This window comes from Vibrio crassostreae, from assembly GCF_041439375.1.
Taxonomy (GTDB): domain Bacteria; phylum Pseudomonadota; class Gammaproteobacteria; order Enterobacterales; family Vibrionaceae; genus Vibrio; species Vibrio crassostreae_D.
The window spans coordinates 27,196-38,822 of sequence record NZ_JBGONY010000024.1 but is presented as its reverse complement, the minus strand read 5'-3'; the positions used below and the strand labels follow the sequence as shown (position 1 = coordinate 38,822).

At 46.6% G+C, this 11,627-nt stretch carries 11 protein-coding genes; all 11 read left to right on the top strand.

Annotated elements, in window-relative coordinates; genetic code table 11:
• Positions 1-84: 84 nt before the first annotated feature.
• Genes ACED45_RS11970 through ACED45_RS11920 form a run of 11 tightly spaced genes read left to right on the top strand, consistent with a single transcriptional unit; the run spans position 85 to position 11,584 of the window.
• Positions 85-447 carry an ApeI family dehydratase gene (locus ACED45_RS11970; RefSeq protein WP_146492334.1) on the top strand — a complete coding sequence of 121 codons (363 nt, stop codon included), beginning with the start codon at positions 85-87 and terminating at the stop codon, positions 445-447.
• Positions 440-2,245 (top strand): glycosyltransferase family 2 protein, encoded by a 1,806-nt coding sequence (locus ACED45_RS11965; protein WP_371714132.1) that lies wholly within the window; start codon positions 440-442, stop codon positions 2,243-2,245. The genes ACED45_RS11970 and ACED45_RS11965 overlap by 8 nt, the downstream gene beginning before the upstream one ends.
• Positions 2,223-3,770, top strand: a complete 1,548-nt coding sequence (locus ACED45_RS11960; RefSeq protein ID WP_139685278.1) for an HAL/PAL/TAL family ammonia-lyase — start codon at positions 2,223-2,225, stop codon at positions 3,768-3,770. The genes ACED45_RS11965 and ACED45_RS11960 overlap by 23 nt, the downstream gene beginning before the upstream one ends.
• A gap of 57 nt (positions 3,771-3,827) precedes the next feature.
• The gene (locus ACED45_RS11955) at positions 3,828-4,331 is read left to right on the top strand and encodes an acyl-CoA thioesterase (RefSeq protein ID WP_371714131.1); all 504 of its coding nucleotides are present in this window, start codon (positions 3,828-3,830) and stop codon (positions 4,329-4,331) included.
• Positions 4,318-5,016, top strand: coding sequence for a LolA family protein (locus ACED45_RS11950; protein ID WP_371714130.1), 699 nt, complete (start codon positions 4,318-4,320; stop codon positions 5,014-5,016). Before ACED45_RS11955 ends, ACED45_RS11950 begins: the two co-directional genes overlap by 14 nt.
• Entirely contained in the window at positions 4,988-7,360 is a 2,373-nt protein-coding gene (locus tag ACED45_RS11945) for an MMPL family transporter (protein ID WP_371714129.1), read from the top strand. The genes ACED45_RS11950 and ACED45_RS11945 overlap by 29 nt, the downstream gene beginning before the upstream one ends.
• Positions 7,357-7,980 carry a DUF3261 domain-containing protein gene (locus ACED45_RS11940; protein ID WP_371714128.1) on the top strand — a complete coding sequence of 208 codons (624 nt, stop codon included), beginning with the start codon at positions 7,357-7,359 and terminating at the stop codon, positions 7,978-7,980. The genes ACED45_RS11945 and ACED45_RS11940 overlap by 4 nt, the downstream gene beginning before the upstream one ends.
• 5 nt (positions 7,981-7,985) lie before the next feature.
• Positions 7,986-9,185: a beta-ketoacyl-[acyl-carrier-protein] synthase family protein gene (locus ACED45_RS11935; protein ID WP_048659796.1), complete on the top strand. Its 1,200-nt coding sequence runs from the start codon at positions 7,986-7,988 to the stop codon at positions 9,183-9,185.
• Positions 9,178-9,642 carry a hotdog family protein gene (locus ACED45_RS11930; RefSeq protein WP_371714127.1) on the top strand — a complete coding sequence of 155 codons (465 nt, stop codon included), beginning with the start codon at positions 9,178-9,180 and terminating at the stop codon, positions 9,640-9,642. Before ACED45_RS11935 ends, ACED45_RS11930 begins: the two co-directional genes overlap by 8 nt.
• Complete coding sequence (locus tag ACED45_RS11925; RefSeq protein ID WP_019824153.1) at positions 9,639-10,364, top strand: 3-ketoacyl-ACP reductase FabG2; 726 nt, start codon at positions 9,639-9,641, stop codon at positions 10,362-10,364. Before ACED45_RS11930 ends, ACED45_RS11925 begins: the two co-directional genes overlap by 4 nt.
• Entirely contained in the window at positions 10,361-11,584 is a 1,224-nt protein-coding gene (locus ACED45_RS11920; RefSeq protein WP_061034129.1) for a beta-ketoacyl-ACP synthase, read from the top strand. Before ACED45_RS11925 ends, ACED45_RS11920 begins: the two co-directional genes overlap by 4 nt.
• The last annotated feature ends 43 nt before the right edge of the window (positions 11,585-11,627 follow it).

Here is an 11,627-nt window from a genome sequence, read left to right as displayed (position 1 = left end):
CGCTGATCGTATTTTACACTGAGATTATCTTTTTATATTTTTGTCAAAGAACCAATATTTGCCCAAGGATTCTAAGCACGCCCTATGGATAATAGAAAACCAACCGTCATTGCGGTAGACACTGTAGAAAATGAATCGACCCTGACACTTAATGTTAGCGGAGATATCACCGATTTTAAGGGACACTTCAAGAGCTTCCCAATTCTACCGGGCGTCACACAAATTGATTGGGCACTTCATTACGCTGTCCAAGAGCTAAACGTCCCTGGTTTCTTTAAAGGCATGGAAGTCATCAAGTTCCAAGAGCCTATCCTGCCTGACGCTACAATTCAGCTATCACTCAAATGGGATGCTGACAAAAATAAGCTGAGCTTCAGTTACACCTCAAACAGCGGTGAACAGACCCACTCTTCAGGCAAAATGAAGCTGGGAGAGAAAAGTGAATAGCACTCCCGTCGAGGCTACTTCTCAGCACCAAACAAAAGAAAGCAGCTATAATGCTTGCTTCCTTATCCCGTGCTTTAACCATGGCGTAACCATGCCTGAAGTGGTGTCGTCACTCCATCATTTTGAGTTGCCGATCATCATCGTTGACGATGGCAGTGAGCTCGCGACCAAACAGTTTCTGACTCCTCTAGCGGAAAACTCACACGTGACTTTGGTGACGCTTGAACAGAATCAAGGCAAAGGCGGCGCAGTAAAGGCTGGCATCAAGCGAGCGCAGCAACTAGGCTTTAGCCACGCTATTCAGATAGATGCTGATGGGCAACACGACCTGGAAGCCTTGCCAACATTGATTGAGGCCTCACAAGCTAAGCCACAACGTCTGATATCAGGCCAGCCTATCTACGACGACAGCGTACCCAAAGCAAGGCTCTATGGGCGCTACGCGACACATATCTGGGTATGGATAGAAACCCTTTCTTTATCAATTAAAGACAGCATGTGTGGCTTTAGAGCGTATCCTATCAACCAAACTCAAACTGTGTTGAATAAGTACGATGTTGGTTCGAGAATGGACTTCGATATCGAGATTTTGGTTCGCCTGTATTGGGAAGGTTGTGACATCGACTTCGTTGAAACTCGGGTTATCTACCCTGAAAACGGCATTTCTCATTTCGATGCGTTGTGGGATAACGTCAAAATCAGTTGGATGCACACGCGACTGTTCTTCGGCATGCTGCCAAGAGCACCCAAGCTGATTGCTCGCCATTTCAAATCAACGTCTGCTGAAGATGGTCAAAAACAAGATTCATCGACTGGATCCAACAACAACGAGTCAGAACAACCCCATTGGTCTCGCACTCAAGAACGCGGCACCGTAATCGGCATCAAACTGCTGTTGGCGGTTTATACCCTATTAGGTCGCGGTGTATTTAACCTGATTTTGCGTGGTGTGATGCGTTACTACCACTTAACAGGCAAGCGCGCGCGAAACGCTTCTGAACAATACTTGTTTCAATTGAAAGCCTATGCGGAGCAGCAAAATATAGAGTTACCCGGAGAATTAAACAGTTATAACCATCTGCTCTCGTTTGGTCATACTATGCTAGACAAGCTAGCGGCATGGAAAGGTGACTTCTCGGCAGATAACCTCACAATTCATGGCCAAGACCAATTCGAGAGCATGGTGGAAAATAAGCAAGGTGTGCTGATTCTGGGTTCTCACCTTGGCAATATCGAACTGTGCCGCGCTTTAGGTCGCAGACACTCGAACATCAAAATCAATGCGCTGGTGTTCACAGAGCACGCTGAACGTTTCAATTCAGTAATGAAAGCAGTTAACCCGCAGTCTGATTTAAACCTGATTCAAGTGACATCGATGGGACCAGATACGGCTATCTTATTACAACAGAAGTTGGAGCAAGGAGAATGGATCGTAATTGTTGGCGATCGAACCTCCACCAGCAAAGAGAGCCGCTCGGTATGGGCAGAGTTCTTAGGTAAGGAAGCACCCTTCCCTCAAGGTCCATTTATGTTAGCCTCTGTGCTAAAAGCACCCGTATTTTTACTGTTTGGCCTACGTGATGACTCACGAACTAAGCCGCACTTTAATGTCTATTTCGAGCATTTTAGCGACAAAATAGAATTACCTAGAAAGACTCGCGAACAATCTTTACAGCAAGTCGTGCAGAAATACTCAAACCGACTTCAGCACTACACACTGCAAGCACCGCTTCAGTGGTACAACTTTTTTAATTTTTGGACACTGAGCAAGCACCATGACGAAAAAGAATCCAAATAGCATCACTTTTGGTGCCGAACGCCTCACGATTGAGGATGTTGTCGCTATTTCACAAGGCGCAAAAGCCTCGATGAACTCAAGTAATGAGTTCACATCTAAGATCGACCGCGGTGTCGCTTTTTTAGAACGTCTATTAAAAGAAGAAGGCGTGATCTATGGCGTAACCACTGGCTACGGTGATTCATGTACCGTTGCAATTCCGCCGAACCTAGTTGACGAACTGCCACTGCATCTAACGCGCTTTCACGGCTGTGGATTAGGCGAAATACTGTCTCATGAGCAAGCTCGTGCTGTATTAGCGACACGTCTTTGTTCATTGTCACAAGGTGTGTCTGGTGTGACTCACGATCTTCTCAATCAGATCGTCACTCTCATCAACCAAGATATCTCACCGCGTATTCCTCAAGAAGGCTCTGTCGGTGCTAGTGGCGATCTAACGCCTCTATCTTATCTAGCTGCAGCACTGATCGGTGAGCGTGATGTTATCTATAAAGGTGAAGTACGCCCAACCAGTGATGTTTATAAAGAACTAGGAATTAACCCTATCAAACTAAAGCCAAAAGAAGGCTTGGCATTGATGAATGGCACTTCGGTAATGACAGCATTAGCTTGTATCGCCTACAAACGTGCGGAATACCTAGCTCAGCTATCAACAAAAATTACAGCAATGGTGTCTGTAGGGATGCAGGGCAACGACTTCCACTTCGACGAAGCACTGTTCGCAGTGAAGCCTCACCCAGGCCAACAACAAATTGCAGCATGGTTACGTGACGATCTGCAAGCGGATCGCCCACCTCGCAACAGTGACCGTCTGCAAGATCGTTACTCATTGCGTTGTGCTCCGCACGTTATCGGTGTGGTTCAAGACTCTCTACCTTGGCTACGCCAAATGATCGAAAACGAGCTCAACAGCGCTAACGACAACCCAATTATCGATGGCGACAATGAGCGTGTACTGCATGGTGGACACTTCTACGGTGGTCATATCGCAATGGCGATGGATACGCTAAAAACAGCGGTAGCTAACCTTGCAGATCTGCTTGATCGTCAAATGGCACAGCTGATGGATTACAAGTTCAACAACGGTCTGCCATTTAACCTAACCGGTGCTGAAGGCGAACGTAAACCAATTAACCATGGCTTCAAAGCGGTACAGATCGGCGTTTCAGCTTGGACAGCAGAAGCATTGAAACACACCATGCCAGCAAGCGTATTCTCTCGTTCAACCGAGTGTCACAACCAAGACAAAGTCAGCATGGGTACCATTGCGGCTCGTGACTGCTTGCGCGTTCTTGAACTGACTGAACAAGTAGCGGCAGCGTCACTTCTGGCGGGAACACAAGCGCTTGAGCTTCGTAAACGCCACAATGAGCTTGATGAGCACCACATGAGTGAAAACCTAAAGCACATTCGAGACGAAGTACTCAAAGAGTTTGAATTTATCGTAGAAGATCGACCACTTGAAGGCGATCTACGCCACTTCATTGATCGTATTCAAAGTCAGCACTGGTCACTTTACTCATAGAGTAGCCAACCTCATAAAGTTGGCTAACCCTTTACGCAATATTGTTGAGAGCGATTTATGTCTGAAATCCTTCATCCATTACAATCTGAGGTGACGCTTATCACCTCATTCCAAGATGCCGACCCGATGGGCGTGATCTATCACGGCAACTACTTCCGATTCTTTGAAGAAGTAAGACGTATCATGATGGATAAGATTGAGTATAACTACCATGAGATGAAGGATTCGGGCTACATGTGGCCGATCATCGATACACGCGTGAAATACATTAAGGCGATACCTTTCAATCACCAGATCAAAGTATCGGCTAAGTTAACCGAGTGGGAAAACCGTCTGCGCGTTGACTACGAAATTCACGATGCCAACACAGGTGCTCGTATGACACGCGCTCACACTATGCAGGTTGCGGTAACCATCGATGAACAAGAGATGTGCTTCGCTTCGCCAAAAGTATTTACCGATAAAATCGAACACTGGCACCAGTTTGGTTGCTTACCTCTAGCCAATGGGCATCAATCTCAGGCCACTAGCCCACAGCAGGTGAATCATGAATCTGTTTAAACGCAGCCGCAAATACATCAATATCGCGCTAATTGGACTTACTGCGATGATGGCAAGCGGCCTTGTAAGCGCCAAAGAAAACTCTGCTGCTGTCAGTTCTATTTCAGAGCTGCAGACGGTGCTCAGCGAAAATAGTATCGTTCGTGGTGAGTTCACTCAAACGCGCAACATGGAAATGTTCGCCCAACCTCTAACATCACAAGGTACTTTCCTGTTAGACAAGTCGAATGGTTTGCTTTGGACACAAGCGACCCCCTTTCCTGTGAGCTTGGTGCTCACGGATAACAAACTGAGCCAAAGGTTTGCCGATCAACCCGCTAAGATCATCACCGATAAAGAAAACCCAATGGCATTTTATTTCAGCCATATATTCCTGTCGGTGTTTCACGGGGACACGCAAAAACTTCAAGAGCAATTCTCACTGTCATTTGAACCAGCGACTGCGAAAAATTCTGATGAAAGTGCAAACTCAAGTTCACAAGACACACGATGGACACTCACTCTAAAGCCAAAGAATGCGCCAATGAACGCGGTGTTTGAAGCTATCACACTGCAAGGACAAGGTGACATTGAACGTATCGAACTTAGAGAAGTTCGTGGGGACAGCACAGTGATCGAATTTAGCCAGTTAAGCCATCTACCGGAAGTATTATCAGATGCTGAAGCGCAACAATTCCAATTCTAGCCTAGCCCTTGCTTGGCTTGTTGTCGTAATACTGTTTAGCGGATTGTTGATCAAACAATTCGCTTTTTCTTCGTCAGTACCCATTGAAAGCAACATCATGAAATTGCTGCCTGAAAACCAGCAAGACCCCATGGTAGAACAAGCCTTTCAGCAGATATCCAGCTCGATGAGCGAGCAAGTGGTGTTTATCATAAGTGCCTCCGCCATCGAACAAGCCATGACAGCGACTGACGCTTTTGAAAAAGCCCTCAACCAAAGATCTTTCTCAAATCAGCCAACTCTGTTTAAGCAAGTTCAAGGCAAGATCAACGCCAGCACGCAAAGCCAATGGAGCGATTTCTATTTTCGTCACCGAGCTCAACTTCTAACTCAACAACAAAAAGAGACGCTGACACACTCGCCGGATTCGCGAGCTCAATATGTCATTCAGTCTCTGTACAATCCGTTCTCAGGCGTCACTGCAGCAGAGCTATCTCTCGACCCATTCTTGTTATTTCGCGACTACATCAGTGCTGTTGGCGTTCAATCAAGTAACTTTGTTCTAAAAGAGGGCTATCTCACCGCTCAATCTAATGAGCAAACTCATATTTTGGTGACGGCGACTCTGGCGGGTTCGCCTTATAGTTTGGCGATTCAAGAGCAACTTCCAGGTCTTGATTCAATTGAGCGCAAGCTCGAAAAGCAGTTTGGTGTCAAAGTGCAGCATACCGGTGTGGTGTTCTACGCCAATTACGGTACCGAAAGCGCGAAATCAGAAATCAGTACCATTGGTTTGGGCTCATTGGCAGGTGTAATTTTATTGGTGTGGCTGACGTTTCGTAGTGCCCTACCACTTGCCTTATCCTTACTTTCCATCAGTACTGGATTGTTGGTTGCGTTGGCAAGCACCGTCGCTATCTTCGGCAAGGTTCACCTGTTTAGTTTGGTGTTCGGTGCCAGCTTAATTGGCGTATCCATCGACTACTCTTTCCATTACCTAACCGATCGTTTGGCGGCTGGTAATCTATGGCGAAGCGACAAAGGGTTGAAACATATTATCGTTGCGATCACCTTGGGTCTGATCACCAGCTTGATTGGCTACCTAGGTCTGTTGGTGGCACCTTTCCCAGGTTTACAGCAACTTGCTCTTTTTTCGTCGATTGGACTGATCGCAGCTTACGCCAGTGTGGTGTGTTGGTATCCGGTTTTAGCGGCAAAACCAAGCCAAGAACGACCTCTTCCCTTATCGAAGCTTTGGCATACTTGGTTAAGCCTCTGGAGCAACCAAAAATTTAGAATTGGCTTACCATTAATAGTGACTGTCGTTAGTTTGATATCACTCAGCCAAATTCGCTACGACGACGATATTCGTCAACTTCAAGCGATGCCAGATCAACTCAAACAGCAAGAGCAAGCCATTACTGATATCTCAGGATTAGGCAGCGGTCAAAATATGCTGCTGGTGACCGCCAAGAGCGACCAAAAACTGCTAAAAAAACTGGCTGAGATCACCACGAGCTTAGATTCTTTGGTTGATAGCCAAGGTATCTCCGGATATCGCAGCATCAACCAACAATTGTTAAGCAAACAAGAACAACATGATAACTATCAATTGGTTGAACAACTCTACAGCCAGCAAAGCCATATCTTACAGAACACGCTTGGTTGGCCTAGCTTTCCAGAATTACCTAAGTTCGAAGCAATCACGGTATCTGGATTTTTAGAATCACCAGTGTCAGAACCTGTTCGACCACTTTGGTTAAAGCCGATAGACGGACAAGCAGCGTCAGTCATTTTGATCAAAGACGTCACAAATTCAGAACTGTTCTCTCAATGGTTTGATTCAAGCTTTGCTCAGCAGCAAGGTGTTAAATACCTCAATAAAGCCGATGAAATCTCCGCTCTATTTGCGGAATATAGAGTCAAGATCACCGAGCTATTATTGATAGCTTTGGCCGCTATTGGAATGGTGTTAGGTTGGCGCTACGGTGTGAAGCAAAGCCTATTAATGCTGTTGCCTTCATTAATTGCCGGAGTCGCTGGTTTAGCGGTCACGGGCATTTTAGGCTCGACACTGAATCTGTTTAACCTGCTTGGACTGATTCTAATTTTAGGGATTGGTATCGATTATACCCTGTTCTTTGCTGAGCAAAAGAAATCACTAAGCACCTTATTGGCGATTACTTTGTCAGGCCTCACGACGTTACTCTCGTTTGGCTTATTATCGTTGAGTCAAACTCATGCCATTCATAGCTTCGGTGTTACCGTCCTAACTGGTATTTTCGTCGCGTGGTTGCTTTCGCCACTTGCAATCAACAACGAACAAGCAGCGGAAAAATCAAACTCTCGAGAGACTTTTAGATGAACAAAACAATCAAGGTAGCGCTAGCCGTTGGATTTGGCTTATTACTCAACGCTTGTTCGATGGTGTCTCAACAGCCTACAGGCGCAAGTCTCGCAATCGACAAAGACACCGAGCTAGCCTTGCCACTGCCTGCTGAACTGGGATACTCATTTACGGCGAGCCAGCTGATCAGCGCAACATGGCAAGATGATACGCAGCAACTTCCTGTTCAAGTCGAAGTCACATCAGATAAAGTCGTGTTGGCGGGTTTTTCCTCTTGGGGAACGCGCATCTTATCGCTGCAATACCAGAACCAAGCCATTGAGACTCAAGTTCTGTCCGGTCTTGGCGCAACCCTGCCACAACCTGAACAGGTGCTATTTAATTTAATGCTTACCTTATGGCCGGCTGAAGCATGGGCTCAGCCTTTACAAAGCATAGGTTGGCACCTAGTCGATACCGACAAAACAAGAACCGTATTTGATGAAAACCAACAGGCAATCATTCAAATTGATTACCAAACAGATCCTGGTACACACAAAACGGCAGGCGACATTATTTTCAAACATTTGACCCAGGGCTACAACATCACCATACAAACGTTGAACTCAACGATTGTCGACAATCCAAGTAAGAGTTGAACACTATGCCTATTTACATCCAAGACTGTGGTTTCCACTCAGCGCTAGGCTCTGAGGTTACCGATATTCATGGCTGTCTGAAAGACGAGCGTGAATCAAATATGGTCGAAGTGCACGATATACTGAACGATGGTAAACATACTGTCGTTGGTCAGATCGCGGGTGAACTACCACCGATTCCTTCAGATCTTACGCAATACGCCACTCGCAACAATCAACTGGCGCTGTCGGCTCTTCACCAAATTGAAGATTCTATCGAGCAAGCCAAATCTCAGTTTGGCGCAGATAGAATTGCTGTTGTTATTGGCACCAGCACCTCTGGGATCTCCGATGGTGAAGCAGCCTTCAAACAAAAATTGGCAAACGGCGAGTTTCCAGCAGATTACCATTACTCAAAACAAGAGCTTGGTGATACCTCAGAGTTCGTTAGCCAGTATTGCGCATTAACGGGGCCAAACTACGTAATATCTACGGCTTGCTCATCCAGTGGCCGCGTATTTCTGACCGCCCAGCGCTTATTAGATTCAGGTATGGCTGATGCCGTGTTAGTGGGTGGTGTGGATACCTTGTGTAAGCTGACACTCAATGGTTTCCACGGCCTTGAAGCACTCTCAACAACACATTGTAAGCCATTTAGTGCAACCCGAGATGGTATCAACATAGGAGAAGCAGCGGCATTTATGTTGCTCAGCAAAACAAAGTTAGCCGGTGTTAATGCAGCACAAGACACGTCAAACATTGCCTTATTGGGCTGTGGGGACAGCTCTGATGCACACCACATTTCAGCGCCTCACCCTGAAGGCAATGGTGCTGAACAAGCAATGAAAAAAGCGCTACATTCTGCACAGTTAAACGCAGAAGACATTGGTTATATCAATGCACATGGTACAGCAACGCCACTCAATGACTCGATGGAAAGTAAAGCCATTCATCGTATTTTTGCAAACAAGGTTCCCGTCAGTTCTACCAAACCGCTGACCGGGCATACTCTAGGCGCAGCAAGTGCGATTGAGGCTGCAATTGCGTGGCATATTTTGAAATATGACTTACCGCTTCCCTTACAAAAATGTCAGGATAAAGCTGAAGATATTGAGATTGATTTGGTAAACTGTTCACAGAAACTTAAAGCAAAGAACATCTTAAGCAACTCGTTTGCTTTTGGTGGCAACAACATTAGCCTGATTTTTGGTGTAGTAAATGACTGATATCCCTTCTGTAGACCAACTTCTCCCTCACGATGATCCGATGATATTAATCGATCGTGCTATCAGCGTAGAAGCGTTGTCGATCCACTGTCAGGTCGATATTGGTGACCATAATCTGTTCTTTGACGCCGAATCTCAAACGGTCCCAGCTTATGTTGGCATCGAGTTTATGGCGCAGTCTGTAGCGGCGTGGTCTGGATACCATGCGCTGAAAAGCGGCACCACTCCCCCTATCGGTTTTCTGCTTGGCTCTCGTCGCTATAAATCACTGTGTGATGAGTTTACTCAAGGTCAGACCCTTGATATCTATGCCAAACAGCTTATGGAAGACAGCGGCATGGCCGTATTTACCGCAAGAGTCGAAGACCAAGGCGAGTTGGTAGCTCAATGCCAACTCAATGTTTACGTGCCAACCGAACAAAAATTACAAGAAATGAAAACTAGGAGCCCATCATGACCCGTCAGGTTTTAGTCACTGGTGCCAGCAAAGGCATTGGTAAAGCGATCGCTATTCAACTCGCGAAAGACGGATTTGAAATCGCCGTTCATTACATGGGTGACAAGCAAGGTGCTGAGGAGACTCTACAATCGATCACCGAGCAAGGTGGCGCTGGACGTCTTATCCAATTTGATATCAGCAACCGCAGCGAGTGTCGCGAAAAGCTTGAGTCTGATATCGCTGAACATGGTGCTTACTATGGTGTAGTGAACAACGCGGGCATTACTCGTGACACTGCATTCCCCGCGATGACGGAAGAAGAGTGGGATGGTGTGATCCATACCAACCTAGATAGCTTCTACAACGTACTTCACCCTTGTGTCATGCCTATGGTTCAAAAGCGTAAAGGTGGCCGTATCGTCACTCTAGCGTCGGTATCCGGCATTATGGGTAACCGTGGTCAAACTAACTATGCGGCAGCAAAAGCGGGGGTGATTGGCGCAACTAAGTCTCTTGCTCTAGAACTCGCAAAACGCAAGATCACGGTAAACTGTGTCGCTCCTGGCTTAATTGACACAGGTATGGTTGACGAGCACGTGAAAGATCATGCACTTCCTCAAGTACCACTGCGCCGTATGGGTGAACCGGAAGAAGTAGCCGGCCTAGTCAGCTACCTAATGTCTGATATTGCAGGCTACGTAACTCGCCAAGTGATTTCAGTAAATGGAGGCTTAGTATGACCCGCCGCGTTGTTGTAACTGGAATGTCTGGTGTTACTGCTTTTGGTAACGACTGGCAACAGATAGAGCCTAAGCTAAAGGCCTGTGAAAATGCGACTCAATATATGCCAAGCTTCGAGCAATATGATGGTCTCAACACAAAACTTGCCGCGCCTATTGATGACTTCCAACTGCCTAAACACTACAAGCGTAAGCAAGTGCGTGGCATGGGCCGTGTATCACGCCTAGCTACCGTTGCGACTGAGAATGCATTGGAGCAAGCCGGCTTAATTGGTCACGATGTATTGACCAATGGCGAAACTGGTATCGCTTACGGCTCTTCAACTGGCAGTACCGATGCGGTTGGTGCTTTCGGAGTAATGCTGAACGAGAAGTCGACACGAGCAATCACAGCAACCACTTACGTTCAAATGATGCCACACACAGCCGCGGTAAACGTAGGTCTGTTCTTTGGTCTGCGTGGCCGCGTGATTCCCACCAGCAGCGCCTGTACTTCAGGAAGCCAAGCCATTGGTTACGCCTATGAAGCGATCAAGCATGGTTACCAAACCGTAATGGTTGCCGGTGGTGGTGAAGAGTTATGCCCAACTGAGTCTGCCGTTTTCGATACCCTTTTCGCTACCAGTTTAAAAAACGACACACCCAAGAAATCCCCTAGCCCATACGACAGCGAGCGTGATGGCTTGGTTATCGGCGAAGGCGCTGGAACCCTGATCCTTGAAGAGTACGAACATGCTGTTGCTCGTGGCGCAAAGATCTACGCAGAAATCATAGGTTTTGCGAGCAACTGTGATGCGGCTCATGTGACTCAACCTCAGATGGAAACCATGCAAATCTGTATGGAGAAAGCATTGAGAGACGCACAACTTCCAGCTGAGAAGATTGGCTATGTTTCTGCGCACGGTACTGCGACTGAAAAAGGTGATATTGCAGAGAGTAACGCGACAGCGAATATCTTTGGTGAAGTACCAATCAGCTCTCTTAAGAGTTACTTTGGCCATACGCTTGGTGCGTGTGGTGCAATTGAAGCGTGGCTCAGCCTAGAGATGATGCATAGCGGTTGGTTCAGCCCAACCCTAAACCTTGAGAATGTCGATGAACAGTGCGGCAAGCTCGATTACATCACGGGCTCAGGTCGCGAACTGGATGTTGAATATCTGATGAGCAACAACTTTGCCTTTGGCGGTATTAACACCTCTATCATCTTCAAGAAAATCTAAGCTTAGCTACATAAAACGCTAAGTAAATAAAAAGGGCCAGTAA

Bases quoted from the DNA above. Each gene is read 5' to 3' on its own strand.
- ACED45_RS11970 (WP_146492334.1), top strand. From the start codon at position 85: ATGGATAATAGAAAACCAACCGTCATTGCGGTAGACACTGTAGAAAAT.
- ACED45_RS11960 (WP_139685278.1), top strand. From the start codon at position 2,223: ATGACGAAAAAGAATCCAAATAGCATCACTTTTGGTGCCGAACGCCTC.
- ACED45_RS11955 (WP_371714131.1), top strand. From the start codon at position 3,828: ATGTCTGAAATCCTTCATCCATTACAATCTGAGGTGACGCTTATCACC.
- ACED45_RS11950 (WP_371714130.1), top strand. From the start codon at position 4,318: ATGAATCTGTTTAAACGCAGCCGCAAATACATCAATATCGCGCTAATT.
- ACED45_RS11945 (WP_371714129.1), top strand. From the start codon at position 4,988: ATGCTGAAGCGCAACAATTCCAATTCTAGCCTAGCCCTTGCTTGGCTT.
- ACED45_RS11940 (WP_371714128.1), top strand. From the start codon at position 7,357: ATGAACAAAACAATCAAGGTAGCGCTAGCCGTTGGATTTGGCTTATTA.
- ACED45_RS11935 (WP_048659796.1), top strand. From the start codon at position 7,986: ATGCCTATTTACATCCAAGACTGTGGTTTCCACTCAGCGCTAGGCTCT.
- ACED45_RS11930 (WP_371714127.1), top strand. From the start codon at position 9,178: ATGACTGATATCCCTTCTGTAGACCAACTTCTCCCTCACGATGATCCG.
- ACED45_RS11925 (WP_019824153.1), top strand. From the start codon at position 9,639: ATGACCCGTCAGGTTTTAGTCACTGGTGCCAGCAAAGGCATTGGTAAA.
- ACED45_RS11920 (WP_061034129.1), top strand. From the start codon at position 10,361: ATGACCCGCCGCGTTGTTGTAACTGGAATGTCTGGTGTTACTGCTTTT.